The organism is Planotetraspora phitsanulokensis (assembly GCF_016863295.1).
Taxonomy (GTDB): Bacteria; Actinomycetota; Actinomycetes; order Streptosporangiales; family Streptosporangiaceae; genus Planotetraspora; species Planotetraspora phitsanulokensis.
Genome location: NZ_BOOP01000011.1, coordinates 161,727 through 183,120 on the forward strand (window position 1 = coordinate 161,727; position 21,394 = coordinate 183,120).

General features: G+C 69.1%; 20 protein-coding genes and 1 pseudogene. 14 read left to right on the forward strand and 7 right to left on the reverse strand.

Annotated features, from left to right (window positions below; genetic code table 11):
• Nucleotides 1-5: 5 nt before the first annotated feature.
• Complete coding sequence (locus Pph01_RS15010; protein ID WP_204073685.1) at nt 6-740, reverse strand: ABC transporter permease; 735 nt, start codon at nt 738-740, stop codon at nt 6-8.
• Complete coding sequence (locus Pph01_RS15015; RefSeq protein ID WP_204073686.1) at nt 737-1,465, reverse strand: ABC transporter ATP-binding protein; 729 nt, start codon at nt 1,463-1,465, stop codon at nt 737-739. The genes Pph01_RS15010 and Pph01_RS15015 overlap by 4 nt, the downstream gene beginning before the upstream one ends.
• Nucleotides 1,466-1,542: 77 nt before the next feature.
• On the opposite strand from Pph01_RS15015, the gene Pph01_RS15020 reads away from it, so the two are divergent.
• From Pph01_RS15020 to Pph01_RS15050, 7 genes and pseudogenes are all read left to right on the forward strand, one after another.
• Nucleotides 1,543-1,992: a hypothetical protein gene (locus Pph01_RS15020; protein ID WP_204073687.1), complete on the forward strand. Its 450-nt coding sequence runs from the start codon at nt 1,543-1,545 to the stop codon at nt 1,990-1,992.
• A gap of 214 nt (nt 1,993-2,206) precedes the next feature.
• Nucleotides 2,207-4,075 (forward strand): molecular chaperone DnaK, encoded by a 1,869-nt coding sequence (gene dnaK, locus Pph01_RS15025; protein WP_204073688.1) that lies wholly within the window; start codon nt 2,207-2,209, stop codon nt 4,073-4,075.
• Entirely contained in the window at nt 4,072-4,728 is a 657-nt protein-coding gene (gene grpE / locus Pph01_RS15030) for a nucleotide exchange factor GrpE (RefSeq protein WP_204073689.1), read from the forward strand. Before dnaK ends, grpE begins: the two co-directional genes overlap by 4 nt.
• 77 nt (nt 4,729-4,805) lie before the next feature.
• Nucleotides 4,806-5,993, forward strand: a complete 1,188-nt coding sequence (dnaJ, locus tag Pph01_RS15035) for a molecular chaperone DnaJ (RefSeq protein WP_204073690.1) — start codon at nt 4,806-4,808, stop codon at nt 5,991-5,993.
• A gap of 4 nt (nt 5,994-5,997) precedes the next feature.
• Nucleotides 5,998-6,285 (forward strand): annotated as a pseudogene (locus Pph01_RS15040) (heat shock protein transcriptional repressor HspR); the annotation flags it as partial.
• Between the two features lie 88 nt (nt 6,286-6,373).
• The gene (gene clpB / locus Pph01_RS15045; protein WP_204073692.1) at nt 6,374-8,959 is read left to right on the forward strand and encodes an ATP-dependent chaperone ClpB; all 2,586 of its coding nucleotides are present in this window, start codon (nt 6,374-6,376) and stop codon (nt 8,957-8,959) included.
• 97 nt (nt 8,960-9,056) lie between these two features.
• Nucleotides 9,057-10,154 carry a hypothetical protein gene (locus Pph01_RS15050; RefSeq protein ID WP_204073693.1) on the forward strand — a complete coding sequence of 366 codons (1,098 nt, stop codon included), beginning with the start codon at nt 9,057-9,059 and terminating at the stop codon, nt 10,152-10,154.
• Nucleotides 10,155-10,304: 150 nt separating this feature from the next.
• On the opposite strand, the gene Pph01_RS15055 is transcribed toward Pph01_RS15050, so the two are convergent.
• The gene (locus Pph01_RS15055) at nt 10,305-10,841 is read right to left on the reverse strand and encodes a YfgM family protein (RefSeq protein ID WP_204073694.1); all 537 of its coding nucleotides are present in this window, start codon (nt 10,839-10,841) and stop codon (nt 10,305-10,307) included.
• A gap of 161 nt (nt 10,842-11,002) precedes the next feature.
• Here Pph01_RS15055 and Pph01_RS15060 point away from each other — a divergent pair, with 161 nt between their 5' ends.
• Complete coding sequence (locus Pph01_RS15060; protein WP_204073695.1) at nt 11,003-11,461, forward strand: hypothetical protein; 459 nt, start codon at nt 11,003-11,005, stop codon at nt 11,459-11,461.
• On the opposite strand, the gene Pph01_RS15065 is transcribed toward Pph01_RS15060, so the two are convergent.
• Both Pph01_RS15065 and Pph01_RS15070 read right to left on the reverse strand, forming a co-directional pair.
• Nucleotides 11,422-11,985, reverse strand: coding sequence for a TetR/AcrR family transcriptional regulator (locus tag Pph01_RS15065; RefSeq protein WP_204073794.1), 564 nt, complete (start codon nt 11,983-11,985; stop codon nt 11,422-11,424). The two genes, Pph01_RS15060 and Pph01_RS15065, sit on opposite strands and share 40 nt — an antisense overlap.
• 198 nt (nt 11,986-12,183) lie before the next feature.
• The gene (locus tag Pph01_RS15070; RefSeq protein WP_239116702.1) at nt 12,184-13,263 is read right to left on the reverse strand and encodes a CapA family protein; all 1,080 of its coding nucleotides are present in this window, start codon (nt 13,261-13,263) and stop codon (nt 12,184-12,186) included.
• A gap of 131 nt (nt 13,264-13,394) precedes the next feature.
• On the opposite strand from Pph01_RS15070, the gene Pph01_RS15075 reads away from it, so the two are divergent.
• Both Pph01_RS15075 and Pph01_RS15080 read left to right on the forward strand, forming a co-directional pair.
• Complete coding sequence (locus Pph01_RS15075) at nt 13,395-13,829, forward strand: Fur family transcriptional regulator (RefSeq protein ID WP_204073697.1); 435 nt, start codon at nt 13,395-13,397, stop codon at nt 13,827-13,829.
• Between the two features lie 55 nt (nt 13,830-13,884).
• On the forward strand, nt 13,885-15,333 hold the full coding sequence (locus tag Pph01_RS15080; RefSeq protein WP_204073698.1) for a catalase: 1,449 nt from the start codon (nt 13,885-13,887) through the stop codon (nt 15,331-15,333).
• A gap of 184 nt (nt 15,334-15,517) precedes the next feature.
• Here Pph01_RS15080 and Pph01_RS15085 read toward each other — a convergent pair whose 3' ends face one another.
• Both Pph01_RS15085 and Pph01_RS15090 read right to left on the reverse strand, forming a co-directional pair.
• Nucleotides 15,518-15,724, reverse strand: coding sequence for a DUF397 domain-containing protein (locus tag Pph01_RS15085; RefSeq protein WP_203954692.1), 207 nt, complete (start codon nt 15,722-15,724; stop codon nt 15,518-15,520).
• Nucleotides 15,725-15,785: 61 nt separating this feature from the next.
• Nucleotides 15,786-16,643 carry a helix-turn-helix domain-containing protein gene (locus Pph01_RS15090; RefSeq protein ID WP_204073699.1) on the reverse strand — a complete coding sequence of 286 codons (858 nt, stop codon included), beginning with the start codon at nt 16,641-16,643 and terminating at the stop codon, nt 15,786-15,788.
• Between the two features lie 522 nt (nt 16,644-17,165).
• On the opposite strand from Pph01_RS15090, the gene Pph01_RS15095 reads away from it, so the two are divergent.
• The 4 genes from Pph01_RS15095 to Pph01_RS15110 all read left to right on the forward strand — a co-directional run bounded on the left by Pph01_RS15095 (nt 17,166) and on the right by Pph01_RS15110 (nt 21,327).
• The gene (locus Pph01_RS15095; protein WP_204073700.1) at nt 17,166-17,321 is read left to right on the forward strand and encodes a hypothetical protein; all 156 of its coding nucleotides are present in this window, start codon (nt 17,166-17,168) and stop codon (nt 17,319-17,321) included.
• A gap of 161 nt (nt 17,322-17,482) precedes the next feature.
• Complete coding sequence (locus Pph01_RS15100) at nt 17,483-19,651, forward strand: molybdopterin-dependent oxidoreductase (RefSeq protein ID WP_204073701.1); 2,169 nt, start codon at nt 17,483-17,485, stop codon at nt 19,649-19,651.
• A gap of 116 nt (nt 19,652-19,767) precedes the next feature.
• Entirely contained in the window at nt 19,768-20,319 is a 552-nt protein-coding gene (locus tag Pph01_RS15105) for an HD domain-containing protein (protein WP_204073795.1), read from the forward strand.
• 189 nt (nt 20,320-20,508) lie between these two features.
• The gene (locus Pph01_RS15110) at nt 20,509-21,327 is read left to right on the forward strand and encodes a Rieske (2Fe-2S) protein (RefSeq protein ID WP_239116703.1); all 819 of its coding nucleotides are present in this window, start codon (nt 20,509-20,511) and stop codon (nt 21,325-21,327) included.
• The last annotated feature ends 67 nt before the right edge of the window (nt 21,328-21,394 follow it).

The following is a 21,394-nucleotide window of genomic DNA, read 5'->3' on the forward strand; positions in this document are numbered from 1 at the left end:
GAACGTCAGGGGGTGCGGCGGCGGAGGGTGGCCGCGCCGAGGACGAGGGCGAGCAGGGCCGATCCCGCGACGACCGCCACGTCACGCCAGAACTCGCCGCCGAGTTCGCCGTTCATCACGACGACCTTCATCCCCTCGATGGCGTACGACATCGGCAGGACATTGGAGATCCATTCCAGGACGGTGGCCATCTGGTCGCGGGGGACCAGGATCCCGCCGAGCAGGAGCTGGGGGATCATGACGACCGGCATGAACTGCACGGCCTGGAACTCACTTCGGGCGAAGGCGCTGCACAGCAGTCCGAGCGCCGTGCCGAGCAGGGCGTTGAGCAGCGCGATCACGACCAGCGACCACAGAGGCCCGGCCAGGTCGAACCCGAGCCACGTCAGCGAGACGGCCAGCGCGATGGCCACCTGGACGCAGGCCATCAGCCCGAACGCGATGCCGTACCCGAGGAGGAGGTCGAGTTTGCCCAGCGGCGTGGCCATGAGCCGCTCCAGCGTGCCCGACGTCCGTTCCCGCAGGGTGGCGATGGAGGTGACGAGGAACATCACGAGGAAGGGGAAGACGCACAGCAGGATCGGCGCCCACGCGTCGAACGAGCGCTGATCGTCGATCACGTAGTAGAGCAGGATGATCACGAGGGTGGGCACCAGCGCCATCAGCGCCACCGTGCGGTGATCATGGCGAAGCTGGGTGAGGATCCGCCGCGCCGTCGCGAGCGTGATCGCCGGGTTCATGCCGCCGTCCTCTCCTCGATGAGGCGCAGGAACGCCTCTTCCAGATCCGTCGTGCGGGTGTGCTCGCGCAGGTCGTGCGGAGTGTCGTCGGCGAGGATCTCCCCCTCGCGCATCACGATGAGCCGCTGGCAGCGGGCGGCCTCGTCCATCACGTGGCTGGAGACGATGAGCGTCACCCCGCGGTCGGCCAGGCTCTGGAACAGGAGCCACAGCTCCTGGCGCAGGACCGGGTCGAGCCCGACCGTGGGCTCGTCGAGCACGACGAGCTCGGGGCTGCCGAGCAGCGCGACCGCGAGGCTGGCTCGGTTGAGCTGACCGCCCGAGAGCGTTCCGCCGAGCTGACCGGCCACGCTGGAGAGGCCGACCTCCTCGATCACCCGGTCCACGTCCGACCTCGGGGCCTTCAGCACGGCCGCGAAGTAGCGGAGGTTCTCCACCACGGACAGGTCCCGGTAGACCGCCGGGCTCTGCGTCGAATAGCCGACCGAGCGTCTGAGCGAGGGGTCGCCGGCGGGACGGCCGAGCACCGTCACCTCGCCCCCGGTCACGATCTGCACGCCGACGATCGCGCGCATCAACGTGGTCTTGCCGCAACCGCTGGGGCCGAGCAGCCCCGTCACCTGACCGCGCGGCATCTCGAAGGTGAGCCCGTGCAGGACCTCGACGCCGCCGCGCGAGACCCTCAGATCCCGTACGGCTATCGCGGGCTCCGGTAAATTCATCATGTGTTGAAATTAGGCCCCGGCGCGTCGCCCGTCAACAGCCGGATGAACCCCGGCGGCCCCCCGTACGTTGACGAGGTATGGGAAAGCTCTGGCTCGCAGCACTCCTGTTCATGGCGGTGGCCTGCGGAGAGACGCCGTCGTCGTCGGCGTCTCCGGAACAGCCGACCGGCGTTCCCGCGAGCTCCGACATTCCGGTGAGTTCCAGCGGCGGCGCGACGCCGTCTCCGTCCTTCGTCACACCGGTCGGCCATACGATCAACCCCCGCAAGGTCCCCTGGATCAGCGCGACGCCCACGGACGACGGCACCGCGCTCGACGTCGTCTGGTGGTCGGGGGTCGAGCCGTGCAACATGCTCGACCGGGTCGACGTGACCGAGACCGCCAAGACGGTCACGGTCACGCTCTGGGAGGGCCATGACCGCCGTCAGCCCGACGCGGTCTGCATCGAGATCGCGATCAAGAAGCAGACGCGGGTTCAGCTGCCCAGCCCGCTCGGGGGCCGCGAAGTGGTCGACGGCGCCCGCTGACGCCGCTCTCGGCTACCCCCTCCGACCTGCCCGTACCTGCTCGTACGGCCAGGCAGGGCAGACTGTGACGGCGGCGGTGAATCCTTGCCGAGATCGGGAAGAATTCGGCGCGTTTCGGGGTTGAGCCTCCTAGACTCAAGACGTTTGACAAAGCCTCCACGGCTGACTCACTATTGAGTCCGACCAACTCAACTTTGACTACAAGGACGTACTCATGGCACGTGCGGTAGGTATCGACCTGGGGACGACCAACTCCGTCGTCTCGATCCTCGAGGGCGGTGAGCCCACCGTCATCGCCAATGCACAGGGCTCGCGGACCACGCCGTCCGTGGTCGCCTTCGCGAAGAACGGTGAGGTTCTCGTCGGTGAGGTCGCCAAGCGGCAGGCCGTCACCAACGTCGACCGGACCATCCGCTCGGTCAAGCGCGAGATGGGCACGAACTGGTCCGTCGAGATCGACGGCAAGAAGTTCACCCCGCAGCAGATCAGCGCGTTCGTCTTGCAGAAGCTCAAGCAGGACGCGGAGGCGTACCTGGGCGAGAAGATCGCCGACGCCGTGATCACCGTCCCGGCGTACTTCAACGACGCCCAGCGGCAGGCGACCAAGGAGGCCGGCCAGATCGCGGGCCTCAACGTGCTCCGCATCATCAACGAGCCCACCTCCGCGGCCCTGGCCTACGGCCTCGACAAGGAGAAGGACCAGACGATCCTGGTCTTCGACCTCGGCGGCGGCACGTTCGACGTGTCCCTGCTCGACGTCGGCCAGGAGGACGGCCACGGCTTCGTCGAGGTCAAGGCCACCAGTGGTGACAACCACCTCGGCGGCGACGACTGGGACCAGCGGATCGTGGACGAGCTGGCCACCCGGTTCAAGAACGCGCACGGCGTCGACCTCGCCAAGGACAAGATGGCCCTGCAGCGCCTGCGTGAGGCGGCGGAGAAGGCCAAGATCGAGCTGTCCAGCCAGACCGAGACCTCGATCAACCTCCCCTACATCACCGCCTCGGCCGAGGGCCCGCTCCACCTCGAGGAGAAGCTGACCCGGTCCGAGTTCCAGCGGATCACCTCCGACCTGCTCGAGCGGTGTAAGGGCCCCTTCCACCAGGTCATCAAGGACGCCGGGATCAAGGTCGCGGACATCGCCCACGTGGTGCTCGTCGGCGGCTCGACCCGCATGCCGGCGGTCTCCGAGCTGGTCAAGGAGCTGACCGGGGGCAAGGAGCCCAACAAGGGCGTCAACCCGGACGAGGTCGTCGCGATCGGCGCCGCGCTCCAGGCCGGTGTGCTCAAGGGCGAGGTCAAGGACGTCCTTCTGCTCGACGTCACCCCGCTGAGCCTCGGCATCGAGACCAAGGGCGGCATCTTCACCAAGATCATCGAGCGCAACACCACGATCCCGACCAAGCGGTCGGAGGTCTTCACCACGGCCGAGGACAACCAGCCGTCGGTGCAGATCCAGGTCTACCAGGGTGAGCGCGAGATCGCGGCCTACAACAAGAAGCTGGCGACCTTCGAGCTGACCGGCATCGCCCCGGCGCCCCGCGGCGTCCCGCAGATCGAGGTCACCTTCGACATCGACGCGAACGGCATCGTCAACGTCGGCGCCAAGGACCTCGGCACCGGCAAGGAGCAGTCGATGACCATCACCGGCGGCTCCGCCCTCCAGAAGGACGACATCGAGCGCATGATGCGCGAGGCGGAGTCCTACGCCGAGGAGGACAAGCAGCGGCGCGAGGATGCCGAGGTCCGCAACAACGCCGACTCGCTGGCCTACCAGACCGAGAAGTTCCTCCGGGACAACGAGGACAAGGTCCCCGCCGACGTCAAGACCGAGGTGGAGACCGCGCTCGCCGACCTGAAGAAGGCCCTCGAGGGCACCGACACGGCGACGATCCGCGACTCCGCGGAGAAGCTGGCGACGGTCAGCCAGAAGATGGGCTCGGCGATCTACGCCCAGGCGCAGGGCGGCGACGCCGCCGGCGCGGCGGCCCCGGGTGCCGAGCAGCAGGCCAAGGCCGATGACGACGTCGTCGAGGCCGAGATCGTCGACGACGAGCCGAAGCAGGAGGGCGGCAACAAGTGACCCCGCGCGAGAACGGTTCCGAGGAGGAGCCGGTGATCCGCGACAATCGCAAGATCGACCCAGAGACCGGGACGGTCCGTCAGAACGCCGGCGAGCCGGCCGACGGCGCCGCTCCCGCCGGCAGGGGGACGTCACAGGCCCCGGCCGAGGGCTCCGCGGCTGACCTTCTCGCGGAGCGCACGGCCGACCTGCAGCGCCTTCAGGCCGAGTACAGCAACTACCGCAAGCGGGTCGAGCGCGACCGGATCGCCGTCAAGGAGCACGCCGTGGCGAGCGTGCTGTCAGAGTTCCTGCCCGTGCTCGACGACATCGGCCGGGCACGGGACCACGGCGAGCTGACCGGTGGTTTCGCCAAGGTCAGCGAGTCACTCGAAGCGGCCGTCGGCAAGCTGGGCCTGAGCACCTACGGCGTGAAGGGCGACCCGTTCGACCCGACCGTGCACGAGGCGCTCCTGCACAGCTACTCGGCCGACGTCACCGAGCCCACCTGTATCGAGATCCTCCAGCCCGGCTACCGGATCGGCGAGCGCATCCTGCGTCCCGCCCGGGTGGCGGTCGCCGAGCCCGAGGAGGGCGAGGAGCGGGTGGAGTTCACCGGCGGAGACGGCCGGATCGACGCCGACGGCGGATCCGACGAATCCGGCGAGAACTGAATCTCCGGAAGCCTCTCCCGATCAGGCAAGATCGGGAGAGGCGACCAGCATCCCCTTTCGTACGAAGGAAGCGATAGATGAGCACCAAGGACTACTTGGAGAAGGACTACTACGCCGTCCTTGGTGTGCCCAAGAGCGCGACCGGCGAGGACATCAAGAAGGCCTATCGGAAGCTCGCTCGCAAGTACCACCCCGACGCCAACCAGGGCGACACCCAGACCGAGGAGAAGTTCAAGGAGGTCTCCGAGGCCTACGACGTCCTGTCCGACACCAAGCGGCGCAAGGAGTACGACGAGGCCCGCACCCTGTTCGGCTCGGGGGTCGGCGGCTACACCGGCGCCGGTGGCCAGCGGGGAGGCTTCAACTTCGACTTCGGCGACCTGTTCTCCGGCAGCGGCTCGGGTCACGGCCAGCAGGCCGGCGCGGGCGACCGGCTGGGCGACCTGTTCGGCGGCCTGTTCAACCGCGGCGGCGGCACGACGCGCACGACCACGCAGCGGCCCCGCCGAGGCCAGGACATCGAGTCGGAGGTCACCCTCTCCTTCAGCGAGGCGGTCGACGGCACGACGGTGTCCCTCCGGCTGACCAGTTCGTCCGCCTGCACGGCGTGCGGCGGAACCGGCGCCAAGGCGGGCACGACCCCCCGGGTGTGCCCCACGTGTGAGGGCACCGGGGCGGCCAGCCGCAACCTCGGCAACTTCGCCTTCTCCGAGCCCTGCCGCGACTGCCGCGGCCGCGGGCTCCTGGTCGACGACCCCTGCCCGGTCTGCGAGGGAAGCGGGCGCGGCAAGAGCACTCGCACCATCCAGGCCCGGATCCCCGCGGGCGTCGGAGACGCCCAGCGGATCCGGCTCAAGGGAAAGGGCGCGCCGGGCGAGAACGGCGGCCCCGCGGGCGACCTCTACGTGCAGGTCCACGTGAAGCCGCACGCGGTCTTCGGGCGGAGCGGGGAGAACCTCACGATCAACGTTCCCGTCACCTTCCCCGAGGCCGCGCTCGGAGCCGAGATCAAGGTTCCGACCCTTCGCGGGATGCCGGTGACGCTTCGCATTCCGGAGGGCACGCCCAACGGGCGCACGTTCCGCGTCCGCGGCCGCGGAGCCGCCCGCAAGGACGGCACCAAGGGCGACCTGCTGGTCACCGTCCAGGTGGCGGTGCCGCAGGACCTCGACGACAAGGCCCGTGCGGCGCTCGAGGAGTTCCGGAACGCGACGGAGGGCGCCGACCTCCGTGACGAGCTGATCAAGCAGGCCAGAAGCGAGTGAGCCGATGGATGCCAACTTCTTCAACTTGTCCGACGACACCCCGGTCTACGTGATCTCGGTGGCCGCCCAGCTGTCGGGGCTGCATCCGCAGACCCTGCGCCAGTACGACCGGCTCGGGCTCGTGAGCCCGGGCCGCTCGGCGGGGCGCGGGCGTCTCTACTCCACCAGGGACATCGTGCTGCTGCGCGAGGTCCAGAGGCTCTCCCAGGAAGACGGCATCAACCTGGCCGGCATCAAGCGCATCCTCGAGCTCGAAACCGAGTCCATGCGCCTGCGCGACGAGGTGGCCCGGCTCAGGGGAGAGCTGGCCATGATGCGGGCGCTGATCCGCTACGAACTGCCTCCTGCCTGATCTTCCGAAGCGAGGGCATCGAACACATATGGACTACAAGCTGACTCAGAAGAGCCAGGAAGCCCTGTCCGCAGCGGTCCGGCGGGCGGCCACCGAGGGGAACCCCGAGGTCTCGCCCGCCCACCTGCTCACCACGTTGCTGGCCCAGACGGGCGGCACCGCCGTACCGCTCCTGGAGGCGGTCGGCGCGGACTGGAAGCGGCTGCGGACGCAGGCCGAGGAGCTGCTCGCCCGGCTCCCCAAGGCACAGGGCTCCACGGTGAGCGCGCCGTCGACCTCCCGGCAGCTGCTCACCGTGCTGAACACCGCCGCGCAGCGGGCCAAGCGGCTCGAGGACGACTACGTCTCGACCGAGCACCTGCTCGTCGGACTCGCGGCGGACGGCGGCCAGGTGGCCGACCTGCTCAAGGCCGAGGGGGCCACCCCCAACGCCCTGCTCGACGTCTTCGAGAAGGTCCGCGGGCACGCCAGGGTGACGAGCGAGACGCCCGAGGACACCTACCAGGCGCTCGAGAAGTACGGCGTCGACCTCACCGAGCAGGCGCGGGCCGGCAAGCTCGACCCCGTCATCGGCCGGGACACCGAGATCCGGCGTGTGGTCCAGGTGTTGTCCCGCCGCACCAAGAACAACCCCGTGCTGATCGGCGAGCCCGGCGTCGGCAAGACCGCCGTCGTCGAGGGCCTCGCCCAGCGGATCATCGCGGGCGACGTGCCCGAAAGCCTGAAGAACAAGCGCCTGGTCGCCCTCGACCTCGGCGCGATGGTCGCGGGCGCGAAGTACCGCGGCGAGTTCGAGGAGCGCCTCAAGGCCGTGCTCAACGAGATCAAGGAGAGCGACGGCCAGATCGTCACGTTCATCGACGAACTGCACACCATGGTCGGCGCGGGCGCGGCCGAGGGCGCGATGGACGCGGGCAACATGCTCAAGCCCATGCTGGCCCGCGGCGAGCTGCGGATGATCGGCGCCACCACCCTCGACGAGTATCGCGAGCGCATCGAGAAGGACCCCGCGCTGGAGCGCCGCTTCCAGCAGGTCTACGTCGGCGAGCCGACGGTCGAGGACACGATCGCGATCCTGCGCGGGCTCAAGGGCCGCTACGAGGCACACCACAAGGTGCAGATCTCCGACAGCGCGCTCGTCGCCGCAGCCACGTTGTCCGATCGCTACATCACCGCCCGCTACCTCCCCGACAAGGCCATCGACCTGGTCGACGAGTCGATGTCCCGCCTCCGCATGGAGATCGACTCCAGGCCCGTGGAGATCGACGAGCTTCAGCGCATCGTCGACCGCCTGAAGATGGAGGAGCTCGCGCTCGCCAAGGAGACCGACGACGCGAGCCGGCAACGCCTGGACAAGCTCCGCGAGGAGCTGGCCAACCGCCAGGAGGAGCTCAGCGGCCTGGTCGGGCGTTGGGAACGTGAGAAGGCCGGGCTCAACCGGGTCGGCGAGCTGAAGAAGCAGCTCGACGAGGCGCGCGGCGCAGCCGAGCGGGCCCAGCGTGACGGCGACTTCGAGGCCGCCTCCCGGCTGATGTACGGCGACGTGCCCCGGCTGGAGAAGGATCTCGCCGAGGCCACCCGGGTGGCGGAGGAGGCCGAGGCCGAGCCGATGGTCAAGGAAGAGGTCGGCCCCGACGACATCGCCGAGGTCATCTCGTCCTGGACCGGCATCCCCGCCGGGCGGCTGCTGGAAGGTGAGACCGCCAAGCTCCTCCGGATGGAGGACGAGCTGGGCCGGCGCCTCATCGGCCAGCGCCAGGCGGTACAGGCCGTCTCCGACGCGGTACGGCGGGCCCGCGCCGGCATCTCCGACCCCGACCGGCCCACCGGTTCGTTCCTGTTCCTCGGCCCGACGGGTGTCGGCAAGACCGAGCTGGCCAAGGCGCTCGCGGAGTTCCTCTTCGACGACGAGCGCGCCATGACCCGCATCGACATGAGCGAGTACGGCGAGAAGCACAGCGTGGCCCGGCTGGTGGGAGCGCCTCCCGGTTACGTCGGCTACGAGGAGGGCGGCCAGCTGACCGAGGCCGTGCGCCGCCGGCCGTACACCGTCGTGCTGCTCGACGAGGTGGAGAAGGCGCACCCGGAGGTCTTCGACATCCTGCTCCAGGTGCTCGACGACGGCAGGCTCACCGACGGGCAGGGACGGACGGTCGACTTCCGCAACACGATCCTGATCCTCACCTCCAACATCGGCTCGCACTTCCTGGTCGATCCCAACCTGGAGAACGGGGCGAAGCGGGAGGCCGTGCTGAACGCGGTGCGGGGTGCGTTCAAGCCGGAGTTCCTCAACCGGCTCGACGACGTCATCGTCTTCGACGCCCTCGGCACCGAGGAGCTCTCGCAGATCGTCGACCTCCAGGTGGCGCGGCTCGCCCGAAGGCTGGCCGACCGCCGCCTGACGCTCACGGTGACCCCGGCGGCACGCGACTGGCTCGCGCTCACCGGCTACGACCCGCTGTACGGCGCCCGCCCGCTGCGGCGGCTGGTGCAGTCGGCGATCGGTGACAAGCTCGCCAAGGAGCTGCTGTCCGGCGAGGTCCGCGACGGGGACGAGGTAATCGTCGACCTTGACGAAGCCGGTGACACGCTAAGCATCCGGCCCTCTCGGTAAGGTCTTCCCCACCATTGAGGCAAGCCGACCCCCGTGTTTTCCCTCGCTGCTACGTTCGGCGTTCGTCGGAATACCGTAAGCAACCAGGGGGACGTGGATGTCCAGGACATCACGAAGTATGCGGGGGCGGTGCGTCGTTCTGGCGGCGGTCACCGCAGGGGTGAGCTGGCTCGCGACCGGTCACGCGATGGCCGACGGCGCGACCGTGGCCGGCCCGTGCAAGCCGCAGAAGCAGAGCTCGCCGGCGAACCTGAGCACGCTCACGCCGCCGAACGGGGTGCTCAGCATCGCCGACACCGCCGGAGCCGCCGCCGGGCAGGGCCTCACGTCCATGCCCGGACGGCCTTCCACCCCGGTCAAGGGCGGCACTGCGCAGGGTGTTCAGGGCGCGTCGGGCAAGTCCGCCCCGGGCCGCCCGAGGACGCTTCCGGCCGCGCCCGACGCGTCGACGGTGCTGCCCGCCCTCCCGGACGGCAAGAAGGCTCCCGCGGGCGCCCAGTCGGCGGCGGAGACCGCGCAGTCCATGGCCAAGGGTGTGCCGGCCGAGATGCCGAACCCCGCTCCGGCGGTGGACGCGGCACAGTCCGTGGCCAAGCAGGCCGCGATGGGGGCCTCCGCCGCGACCGCGGCCGCCCAGCCGGCGGCGAAGACGCCCGCCGTCCCGCTCATGGCCATCGCTCCGGCGAAGCCGAGCGTGATGCACCAGGCGTGCACGCCGGAGGCCGCGGTCGCCGGCAACCAGCACAACCCCAAGGGCCGGCACGCGGAGGGGCACAGCAAGGACGCCAAGTCGTCCTCCCGTACGGGCGCGGAATTCCTTCCGGCTCATCCGAACGGCCGTCCCCACCACAAGGTGCCCCCGACCGTCACCCAGCCGGGCGACAGGCAGCAGGGCGGGCAGAGCGAGACGAAGCCGGCCGGTCCCGGCAAGGCCGGGCGTGACTCCGACACCCAGGAGAACGCCGGCGCCAAGGCCAAGCACGCGGATCAGGGACGCCACCACGACGCGGACGCCAAGACCCGTTCCACCGAAGGCGCCGACACCCGGACCGGTGTGGTGCACCCGAAGGCGCCGGCGCACCCGAACGGCGCCGTCCCGAACGACCTCACCGCCCCCGCACTGGCCAAGGCCGCGGACGCGCGCTCGGTGACCAGGCTCGCGAACAACGCGACCGACAGCACGATCCTGCCCTGACCCAGAGCACAGAGGACATCCCGGCCGTACGCCTTCGTAGCGGCCGGGACAGAAGGGGCCGTATGCCGCACGGCCCCTTTTTCATGCCGGCGCCTCAGCGGGCGTCACGACGTTCCCGGCAGCCCCAGACGCGGAGGTCCGGGCGCGGATTCAGCGGGTGACGTCGAGCAGGGCGTCGAGATCGTCCTCAGGCAGTCCGAGGTCGACCCGGATGCGGTAACGGGTGCGCAGCAGCACCTCCCGCATCGTGGTGCCCGACGCGCAGGCGCGGACCCCCTCGGTGGCCCACTCATGCGCCTCCTGCAGATCCCCGTACGCCACCAGCGTCTCGGCCACGGTGAGCGCCGTGGCCGGATTCCAGGGGCCCGCCTTGATGTCCGCGATGACGTCCCGGGCCTCGTCGGAACGGTCTAGCTCGAAGAGCGTGTCGGCGATGCCCGAACGGGGATCGATCAGCACCTCGCCGCCGTCGTCGACCGCGCTCCTGAACCGCTCGAGAGCGGTCACGGGGTGGCCCGCCTGACGCCACTCCTCCGCGGCCAGCACGAGAATCGCCGCCCTCGACACCTCGCCGGACTCGTAGCCCTGGGCCAGCGCGTCGAGTTGGGATGCGAGAGCACCGTGGTCATCGAGCAGGAGCGCCTGTTCGAGCAGTCGATCCAGCTGCTCATGTGTCACATGTGCCACAGACCCGAGGCTACCGACCTCGGACTGCCTTTGCAGGGACAACGGCAGGCATTCACGAAGCAACGATTAGTACACGTTCGCCTACGAATCGTGTCTCAGTACAGCTGACCGGGCATATTGCCCGCGCTGTCGTAATCGGAGCTGGCGGGGGGCGGCAGGTCATGTCCAAGCGGGTGATGGTCACTCTTGCGTCCGCCGCTGTCCTGTCCGCAGTCGTCCCCGGTATCGCCGGGTATGTGACGGCTCAGTTCGAGGCTCTCAACCAGGCACGCAAGGAACTCGCACGACTGCAGACCCAGCTGCGCATGGTCGAACTGAACGTCGAGCCCGCCGCGGCCGTCCCCTGCGGTCCTGGGACATCCTCCAACGACAACATGCGGGAACTGCAGGCTCCCCGGCACACGCACGTACGGCCGTGGCACAACTCCGCCTACATGGAGGCGATGCCGCCCTCGATATGGAGCTCCCTCGTGGTGCCGGACATCTCACGGCCGGCGGTGACCCCCTGGCCTCGCGAGATCGCCCACCAACCGCTGCGCTTCGAGCGCAGCGCCCGGGCGCCCCGCGACTGGCCCCATGATCATTCCGGCTGGGCCGAGCGCAACTGGCGCGAGAGGTAACCGCGGACCAGTTGTCTCGCCTCGGCGACGATCTCCGGCGCGCCCGAGGGGTCATGCCGGAAGGCGAGCTTGAGCACGGCGTCCCCCGCCTCGGCGGCCACGAGGATGGCACGGTCCACGTCCTCGCTGTCGAGCAGCCCGAACTCCTCCAGCAGCAGCGCGCGCAGCCGCCCGGAGATCACGGTGTTGTTGTCCGCTACCGACTCGGGAACGTCGAGCCCCACGACGTCGCCGAAGTGGAGCGAGCGGAAGCCGGGGACCGTTCTGTGCAGGTCGACGTACTCGTCGATGATCGCGTCCACCGCCTCCCACCACCCGCTGTAGTCGTCGGTGATGAAGCGGCGGCCGATCCTGGTCACGAACAGTTCGAGATTCCTCCGGGTGAGCGCCTGGCTCAGGGCCCGCTTGTCGGGGAAGAACTGGTAGACCGACCCGATCGCGACACCGGCCCGCTCGGCGACACGGGTGGTCGAGAGCGCGTCGTAGCCGCCCTCGTCCAGCAACTCCGCGCAGGCGTCGAGCATCCGCTCGACCCTGCGGGCACTCCGGCGTTGCGACGGACGCCTGCGCAGGGGTGTGGCGCCGAGCGCCTGCTCCCCGCCACCGCCAGAAGAACGTTCCACATCCTGTACGCGCTGGCTGGACACATACCCATCTTGCACGCGGATGCCGCCGAGGTCAGGTCTTACTCATGAGTCGCATGGAAAAGCCGGGGCGTCGCCTCACGGAGTGGCGTCGAGGCCGGCGCAACCGCGCAGCTTCCGGTAGTCGGCGATGCTCTGCTGCTTGGCCGCCCCGGTATCCGGGATGGGGATTCCGCCGCTGATCCGCGCGGGGGTCCACTGATCCTTGAGGACCTTCCTGCCGTTGATCGTCAACGTCAGCACACCCGTCCTGCCGGTCTCGGGACCGGAGTTGTAGAACGCGAAATTGCCCAGACCGTAATGGATGTAGGCGCCGTCGTGATATCCGCCGCCGAGCAGCACGTGGGCGTGGCTGCCCACGATGACGTCGGCGCCCGCCTTCTCGAGCTCATCCGCCAGGGATCGCTGGACGGACGTGGGGCAGGCGGCGAGTTCGGTGCCCCAGTGCAGGAAGACGATCACGGTGTCGGAGTTCTTCCTGGCGTCCCGTACGGCCTTGATCAGGCGCGGCTCGTTCTTCGCCGAGGCGAGGCCGCCCTTGTCCGCGGTGGCCGTCCACGCCTGGACGAACTCGTCGTCGAGGACCTGCGTCGCACCGATCACCGACACCCGGTTGCCCTTGACGGTGACGCGGTACGGACGGTAGGCCGCCGCCTCGTCCTTGCCGATGCCGACCACGGGGAACTTGCTCCGCTTGATCGCGCCGAGGGTGTCCTGCAGACCGCCCTCCATGTAGTCCATGCCGTGGTTGTTGGCCATCGTGACCACGTCGACCCCGGCCGCCTTCAGCGCCGTGAACGCCGTGGCCGGAGCCCGGAAGGTGAACTGCTTGCCCGGCGCGGGCGAACCGCCGGTGGTGATGGCCGTCTCGAGGTTGAGAGCCGTGAGGTCGGACTTGCGCAGCACGCTCGCGATCGGGCCTAAGGCCGTACGCGGATCGGCGTCGAGGCGGCCGCGCAGGACCCCCTCGAAGTGCACGTCGCCGGCGAAGGAGATCGTGTACGGGCGTCGCGCCGGCTTGGCCGGGGGCGACGTGGCGGGGCGGGCGGTCGCCTCCTGCTCCACCGGGCTGGGTGCCGGATCGCCCTGCGCGGCCGAGCAGGCGGCAGTGGCGGCGGTGGCGGCGAGAAGGAGGAGGGCGGGGAGGAGACGTCTCACGCCTCCAGAGCATGCCATCTCCTGCCGACAGAGGTAGAGCGACACCGGCAGGGGGCAAAGGTTTCGTCAGAAAAGACTGGGAGAGTTCCTTTACTTGAGTCATTCAGCTTTAGTGAGCTAGCGTGGTGGGTGTGGGAGACGCCATCCGACTTCGCCAGGCAGGGCTGCGGGTAACCGCCGCCCGGCTGGCCATCATGCAGACCGTGCGGAGCGGCGACCATCTCGACGTGGAGGCCATTCACCGTGGTGTCTGCGAGCGGGTCGGTCAGGTCTCCCTGCAAGCCGTCTACGACTCGCTGAACGCGCTCCATCGCGGCGGGCTCCTCCGTCGCATCGAGCCCGCGGGAAGCCCCACTCGCTACGAGGCCAGGGTGGGCGACAACCACCACCACCTCGTCTGCCGCGGTTGCGGAAGGGTCACAGACGTCGACTGTGCCATCGGGCACGCCCCCTGCCTGGAACCCGTGTCCAACGCCGGATTCGTGGTCGACGAGGCCGACGTCATCTATTGGGGGATCTGTCCCGACTGTCACCCCGTCACCGCCGAAGTCGCGGGCCTCGACTGATCCACGCGCTCACGTCTGGCTCCGCGTCTTCCGAAGAGCAATCCCGGAGGAACCGATGACCGACAGGCCGATAACCACCACCGACGCAGGGATTCCCGCTCCCAGCGACGAGTTCTCGCTGTCCGTCGGCCCCAACGGGCCCCTGCTGATGCAGGACCACTACGTCATACAGAAGATGGCCCAGTTCAACCGGGAGCGCGTGCCCGAGCGCGTCGTGCACGCCAAGGGCGGCGGCGCCTACGGCCTCCTGCAGATCACCGAGGACGTCAGCCAGTTCACCAAGGCCGACCTGTTCCAGAAGGGCAGGGAGACCGACATGTTCCTGCGCTTCTCCACGGTGGCCGGCGAGCTGGGCAGCGCGGACACCGCACGCGACCCCCGTGGTTTCGCGATCAAGTTCTACACCGAAGAGGGCAACTACGACCTCGTCGGCAACAACACGCCGGTCTTCTTCATCCGCGACCCCTCGAAGTTCTCCGACTTCATCCACAGCCAGAAGCGCCGCGCGGACAACCACCTGCGTGACAACAACATGCAGTGGGACTTCTGGACGTTGTCACCGGAGTCCGCGCACCAGGTGACGTTCCTGATGACCGACCGCGGCACGCCGAAGAGCTGGCGGCACATGCACGGCTTCGGCTCCCACACGTTCCTCTGGTACAACGCGAACGGCGACAAGTTCTGGGTCAAGTACCACTTCAAGACCGACCAGGGCATCGAGAACTACACCGCCGACGAGGCCGCGGCGCTCGTCGCGAAGGACGCCGACCACCACATCCGCGACCTGTACACCGCGATCAAGAACGGCGACCACCCGTCCTGGACGGTGAACGTCCAGATCATGCCGTTCGAGGCCGCGGCGGACTACCGCTTCAACCCGTTCGACCTGACCAAGGTGTGGCCGCACGGCGACTACCCCGAGATCACGATCGGCAGGTTCACCCTCAACCGCAACCCGGAGAACTACTTCGCGGAGGTCGAACAGGCCGCCTTCGAGCCGGCCAACCTCGTCCCCGGCATCGGACCGTCACCGGACAAGATGCTCCAGGGCCGGCTGTTCTCCTACCCCGACACGCACCGCTACCGCATCGGGCCCAACTACCTGCAGCTTCCGGTCAACCAGCCGAAGTCGCCCGTCCACAGCTACAACAAGGACGGCGCGATGCGGTTCAGCAACTCCAGCGACCCGGTCTACGCGCCGAACAGCGTCGGCGGCCCGGCCGCGGACCCGTCGATCTTCGAGGGCGAGGGCTACCACGTCTCGGGCGAGATCATCCGCAGCGCGTACGTGAAGCACGCGGAGGACGACGACTTCGTCCAGCCGCGGGCCCTGTGGGAGAACGTCCTGTCGGACACCGACCGGGCGCACCTGGTGGGCAACATCGTCGGCCACGCCTCGGCTCCCGAGGTCACGGGCGACATGAAGAAGCGCGTGGTCGACTACTGGACCAACGTGCACAAGGACCTCGGCCAGGGCGTCGCCCAGGGCCTGGGTCTCGCCTGACCCCCGTCCCCTCAGCGTGCGGCTTGCTCCCTTCCTCTTGGGCGCAAGCCGCACGCGCGTGTCGCACGCGTGCGGCTGCCTGTCGCACACACGGCATGTCGCCGCACTCGCACACGCGGCATGTCGCCGCACTCGCACACGCGGCGTGTCGCCGCATTCGCCCGGACGGCATGCGGCGGCCCGCTTATATGTCGAACTCGCCGTCCTTGACTCCACCGATGAATGCGTCCCATTCGACCGGCGTGAATACGAGGACGGGGCCCTCCTGGTTCTTACTGTCACGAACGCCGACCTGGCCGTCCGACAAAACGGCTATTTCGACGCAGGCGCAGTTGTTGGCACTGCGAGTGCTCTTCCACCAGACGGCGCCGGGCAGATCCGTAGAGTTCATTTATTGGTCTCTCCCCCCGGGGTGATCCCTCGTCGGGGCTTCCGAGGCGGCTCAGGATGGCTCATCGCCAGCGACTAAGACTTTTTTCCACGCATTTCCGAGAAGCCTCGACGCCGAGCGCCTTGCTTTCCAGGTAATCGAAGGCGACCTCATAGCGGTACACGATGGTCTCGTCCTCGACCAGGCGGCCGCCGAGGAGCGCCTCCAGATACACCACGTCATGGAATTCGGGCAGCTTGAGATGGCTGAAGGCTCCCGTGTTGATCGGGTGCTCGGCATCCAGGGGGAGGATCCTCAACTGGACGTTGGGGAGTTCCGAGACTTCGATCAGCCGTCCGAGTTGCTCTCTCATCACTTCGTCGTCCCCGAAACGGCGAAGCAGCACCGACTCCTCGAGCACGACAGAGAGGTTCAGCGGGCTCCGTGTACCGAGGACGGACTCCTGGCGGGCCATCCGGACCTCGATCCGGCTCCGGACCCCACCTGGTGCCTCGAGCGTGCTCCGCTGGCCGCTTTCCATCATGGCTCGGACGTATGTCTCCGTCTGGAACAGACCCGGCACCACCTGGGGTTCCCAGTCTCGTGCCGCCGTGGCTTCGGCCTCCAGCCCAAGGAATGTGGTGTATTCCTTCGGCAGAGAGTCCCGATACTCCTCCCACCAGCCCTTTCGGGTGGCATCCCGATGCAGGGCGAGCAGCTCATGGCGCTGGCGCGAATCTACCACGTAGATCACCAGCAGGGCCTCGATGTCGGCCTCGCGCGGCGAGGTTCTCGCCGTCTCGATCCGGCTCACCTTCGCCGCCGACCACCCCAGCTGCGCGGCGACCTGGTCGCCGGTGAGCTCGGCGCGCTCTCTCAGCCGGCGAAGCTCCTGACCGAGCCTTCGCCGGCGAACAGTGGGACTGCCATGATCCGGCACCCCGGCCGTCCTCCTTGGTCACGCCGAGCGGGCGCGCGCCTTCGTCGGGCCGCTTCGCGGTGCGGTGCAAATTGCACCGACACATGCACCGTACGCCTAAAAGATCCTTGCAAGTTTCCTTTCGCCAAGTATTGCAGCGATATCTCTCCTGGGTCACGATCGAGGCGGGAGGGGTTCCCGGAATTTCGGGGAGGCGCCGATGAAAAAGCGGCGGACGGCTCGGTGGACCGCTTCTTTCACATGGGCGACATCCGTATCCGACGACGGCATGGCCTCTCTCGGATATCGAGACGACGGGGAGGCGTCCGGCCACCGGGAATCATCACGTGCCTAGCGACGGCGACCAGGTCGCTCGCATCACGACGTGCCCGTTCGCGGGCCATGTTAAAGCCGGGCCGAAAGGCTGCCACCTGCCGACCCGGCGAGCACAAACGAGAACTCCACCTCGAAGCCACCCGAAAAGGAGTCTCCATGCATCCCCACGGTACCAATTGGTTATTACTAATCAAGACCCACATGAACATGGCGGATCAAGCTCTCTGCGCCGACCAGGACGGCTGGGCGCACGAACTCCGCTGGACGGTCAACCGGACCGGTTTCGGCGCCCGCCAGTATCGCGACCCGCGGTTCGACCTCGTGCGCGAACTCGAGGAGGTCGGCCGCGCCTTCACCGCGTGACGACGCCCGCCCGCCGTCCGCGTGTCCCACGGGCGCGCCCAGGCGCACCGCGGGGGCGTCAGGGCGCCGGGAAGCCCTAGAACTTAATTCGGTTCTGGGGCTTCCCTCAGTGGCGGCGCCGGTGAAGGATGGGTTCGACTCCCGGACCCAGGAGGCCGCGCATGTCGACCGTCCACCGGACCTGCCCGTTGTGCGAGGCCGTCTGCGGACTGACGATCACCCTCGACGACTCGGGCCGGGTGACCGATGTCCGCGGCGACAGGAAGGATCCCTTCAGCAAGGGATTCATCTGCCCCAAGGGCGCCTCGCTCGGCCGTCTCGACGAGGATCCCGACCGCCTGAGCGCGCCCCTCGTCCGGGCCGACGGCGGATGGCGGGAGGTCTCCTGGGAGGAGGCGTTCGCGGCCGTCGAGCGTGGACTGTCCCGCATTCCCGGCCCCAGCAGGGCGATCTACCTCGGCAACCCGAACGCCCACACGATGGCGGGCGCCCTGTACGGCGCACCTCTCGTCCGGGCGCTCGGAACCAGGAACGTCTTCTCGGCGAGCACAGCCGACCAGATGCCCAAGCACGTGTCGTGCGGCCTGATGTTCGGCCACCCGCTGTCGATCCCCGTCCCCGACCTCGACCGCACCGACTACCTGCTCATGCTGGGCGCCAACCCGCTGGAGTCGAACGGCTCGCTGTGCACGGCACCCGACTTCCCCGGCCGGTTGAAGGCGCTGCGCGGGCGCGGCGGCAGGTTCGTCGTGGTCGATCCCCGGCGGACCCGGACGGCCTCCCTGGCCGACGAGCACGTCTTCATCCGCCCGGGCACCGACGCCTACCTGCTCGCGGGCATCGCCCACACGCTCCTCGCCGAAGACCTCGTCACGGTCACGGTTCCCGCGGCCGGTCTCACCGAGGTGGCCGGCGCCCTCGCCGACTTCCCGCCCGCCGCCTGCGCGGAGGCCTGCGGCGTCGACGCCGCAGTGATCGTACGGCTCGCGCGGGAACTCGCCTCCGCCCCCACTGCCGCCGTCTACGGCCGCATCGGCACGTGCACGGCGGAGTTCGGGACACTTGCCCAGTGGCTGGTCGACGTGATCAACGTGCTGACCGGCAACCTCGACCGTCCCGGCGGGGTGATGTTCCCCCGGCCGGCCACGGAGGGGCCCGGGCGGCGCCGGCCGTACCGGACCGGGCGGTGGCACAGCCGGGTGCGCGGGCTGCCCGAGGCGAACGGCGAACTGCCGGTGGCGACTCTCGCCGACGAGATCGAGACCCCCGGCGAAGGCCAGGTCAGAGCGTTGATCACGGTGGCGGGCAACCCCGTGCTGTCCGCGCCGAACGGGACACGGCTGGACCGGGCGCTGCCGGGCCTGGAGTTCATGGTCAGCGTGGACCCGTATCTCAACGAGACCACCCGCCACGCCGACGTGATCCTTCCGCCGCCGAGAATCCTGCAGTCGGGGCACTACGACTTCGCGCTCCTCGGCTTCGCCGTCCGCAACTACGCGCGGTACTCGCCTCCGGCGCTGCCCCTGGACGGGCGGCCGTCGGAGGCGGAGATCCTCGCCCGCCTGGCGATGATCGCGTCCGGGCAGGGCGCGGACGCCGATCCCGCGCTGCTCGACGAGCTGATCCTCGACCAGACGGTGCGGGCGGTGGCCGACTCCGGTGCCGGCACGCTCCCCTCCCGCGACCCCGCCGAGCTACGCGGCCTGCTCGAAGGGGCGAACGGCGCCGAGCTGCGGCTCGACGCGATGGTGCGGCTCGGCCCCTACGGCGAGTGGAACGGCGGCCAGCTGTCGCTCTCCGAGCTGCGCGGGCACCCGAACGGGCTCGACCTGGGTCCGCTGGAGCCCCGCCTTCCCGGGCTTCTGCGCACCGCTTCCGGCCTCGTGGAGCTCGCGCCGGCCCCCGTCCTCGACGATCTCGTACGGCTGCGCGCCGGGCTCGGCCGCAAAGCGCCCGAGTTCGTGCTGATCGGGCGGCGCCACCTGCGGTCGAACAACAGCTGGCTGCACAACGTCGGACCGCTGGTCGGCGGCAGCAACCGCTGCACGCTCCAGATCAACCCCGCCGACGTCACCCGGCTCGGGCTCGGCGACAAGGCGCTGGTCCGCTCGGCGGCCGGTGAACTGGCCGTGCCCGTGGAACCGACCGACTCGATCATGCCGGGCGTGGTGAGCCTGCCGCACGGCTGGGGTCACGACGGGAGCACCCAGGCCGTCGCGGCCAGGAACGCCGGGTTCAGCGTCAACGCCCTCACCGACGAGACGGTCGTCGACCCCCTGTCGGGGAACGCCGTCTTCAACGGGGTGCCCGTCGTGATCGTGTGCCCCTGAGCACCGGTATCCCCGTAATCGCCGGACTCGCGGGCGAGTGGTGATCACAGGGCGTTAGGCTTTCGCGCGTGACGATCGCTCTCCAGGAACGACTCGACGCCCAGATCACCTTCGCCATGGAGATCGACAAGCTCAAGCGCATCATCCGCCGCAACACGCTGATCGACGGCTCGCGGCGGGAGAACGACGCCGAGCATTCCTGGCATCTCGGCATGATGGCCATGGTCATGGCCGAGCACGCTCCACCGGGAACCGATCTCGACAAGGTCGTCGCCATGTTGCTGGTGCACGACATCGTGGAGATCGACGCGGGCGACACCTTCATCTACGACCGCGTGGCGGTCGAACACCAGGCCGCACGGGAGCGGGCGGCGGCCGACCGGATCTTCGGAATGCTCCCCGAGGACCAGTGCGGGCGGCTTCGGGCCCTCTGGGACGAGTTCGAGGAGCGCCGCACGCGTGAGGCGCGCTTCGCCAAGGCGCTCGACCGGCTGGCGCCCATCCTGGCCAACCACCACAACGAGGGTGGATCCTGGGCGCTGAACAAGGTGACCGCCCGGCAGGTGCTGGAGAAGGTGCAGATCATCGCGGAGGGTTCGCCTGCCCTCGGCAAGTTCGCGACCCGGCTGATCGAGGAGTCCGTGGCCAGCGGCCACCTCGCCCCCTGAGACTCCGCCACCCTCGCCGAAGCCCTGCTGAGGCGTGCCGCCCCATGTTCGTGGCCGTGGCGGGCGGGTACGTGGACCCTGTTAAGGGGGCGAATGATGGAGAAGACGACAAGGCCGCGACGGACGGGCCGCCTGCCACGAATTGTCCCATCGGCAAACCTCCTCGACGGGCTCGAACGGACGACGGCCATGGATCGGCCGGTCAACGCGCTGTCCAAGGCCGTACGCCGCAGACTGGGCCCGAGCAGGCTCCGGGACGTGCTGCACGGGGTGCCCCTGGGACACCCGTTGCATCCCGCGATGGCGATGGTGAGCGCGGGGTGCTGGATCGCGTCGGCGGTGCTCGACGCGACCAGGTCCGACCCCCGGGCGGCGCGGACCCTGATCGCGACCGGCGTCGGCATGGCCCTGCCCACGGCGACCGCCGGACTGACCGACTGGTCGACGTTGCACCGGGAACAGCAACGGGTGGGGTTCGTCCACGCGATCATGAACGTCACCGCCACCGGCCTCTACACCGGCTCGCTGCTGATGCGGATGGCGGGGCGCGAGCGGACCGGCCGGGCGCTGGCGTTCACCGGCCTCGGGGCCGCCTCCGTCGGCGCCTACCTCGGCGGGCACATGGCCTACCGCCAGGCCGCCGGGGCCAACCACGCCGAGTCGGTCAGCCATCTGGTGCCGCTCGGCTGGCACGACCTCTGCTCGCTCAAGGATCTGCCCAACGGACGTCCGGTCAGAAGGCGCCTCGGCTACATCGAGTTGTTCGTGCTCCGCCTGGGCGACGGTGTGAGCGTGCTCGCGGACGGCTGTTCCCATCTGGCCGGGCCGCTCCACCAGGGCCGCGTCACCCTCGAGGGCGGGGAGCCCTGCATCGTCTGCCCCTGGCACAGCAGCGTCTTCCGCATCTCGGACGGCTCGGTCGTGCACGGCCCGGCGACGGCCAGGCAGCCCGCGTTCAGGACCCGGTTACGGCAGGACGGCGTCGTCCAGGTCCGCCCGGCCGACTGAACGCACGCGCGACACGCGGCTCCCGATCGTCAGCGGTTGACCCCGGACATCTGTGCGGCGTTGTACG

Excerpts from the sequence above, each read along its gene's own strand:
- clpB (WP_204073692.1), top strand. The coding sequence starts at position 6,374 with ATGGACTACAAGCTGACTCAGAAGAGCCAGGAAGCCCTGTCCGCAGCG.
- Pph01_RS15085 (WP_203954692.1), bottom strand. The coding sequence starts at position 15,724 with ATGAACTCTACGGATCTGCCCGGCGCCGTCTGGTGGAAGAGCACTCGC.
- dnaK (WP_204073688.1), top strand. The coding sequence starts at position 2,207 with ATGGCACGTGCGGTAGGTATCGACCTGGGGACGACCAACTCCGTCGTC.
- Pph01_RS15015 (WP_204073686.1), bottom strand. The coding sequence starts at position 1,465 with ATGATGAATTTACCGGAGCCCGCGATAGCCGTACGGGATCTGAGGGTC.
- Pph01_RS15050 (WP_204073693.1), top strand. The coding sequence starts at position 9,057 with ATGTCCAGGACATCACGAAGTATGCGGGGGCGGTGCGTCGTTCTGGCG.
- Pph01_RS15110 (WP_239116703.1), top strand. The coding sequence starts at position 20,509 with ATGGATCGGCCGGTCAACGCGCTGTCCAAGGCCGTACGCCGCAGACTG.
- dnaJ (WP_204073690.1), top strand. The coding sequence starts at position 4,806 with ATGAGCACCAAGGACTACTTGGAGAAGGACTACTACGCCGTCCTTGGT.
- Pph01_RS15105 (WP_204073795.1), top strand. The coding sequence starts at position 19,768 with ATGGAGATCGACAAGCTCAAGCGCATCATCCGCCGCAACACGCTGATC.
- Pph01_RS15020 (WP_204073687.1), top strand. The coding sequence starts at position 1,543 with ATGGGAAAGCTCTGGCTCGCAGCACTCCTGTTCATGGCGGTGGCCTGC.
- Pph01_RS15100 (WP_204073701.1), top strand. The coding sequence starts at position 17,483 with ATGTCGACCGTCCACCGGACCTGCCCGTTGTGCGAGGCCGTCTGCGGA.
- Pph01_RS15060 (WP_204073695.1), top strand. The coding sequence starts at position 11,003 with ATGTCCAAGCGGGTGATGGTCACTCTTGCGTCCGCCGCTGTCCTGTCC.
- Pph01_RS15010 (WP_204073685.1), bottom strand. The coding sequence starts at position 740 with ATGAACCCGGCGATCACGCTCGCGACGGCGCGGCGGATCCTCACCCAG.
- Pph01_RS15095 (WP_204073700.1), top strand. The coding sequence starts at position 17,166 with ATGGCGGATCAAGCTCTCTGCGCCGACCAGGACGGCTGGGCGCACGAA.
- Pph01_RS15080 (WP_204073698.1), top strand. The coding sequence starts at position 13,885 with ATGACCGACAGGCCGATAACCACCACCGACGCAGGGATTCCCGCTCCC.
- Pph01_RS15065 (WP_204073794.1), bottom strand. The coding sequence starts at position 11,985 with ATGCTCGACGCCTGCGCGGAGTTGCTGGACGAGGGCGGCTACGACGCG.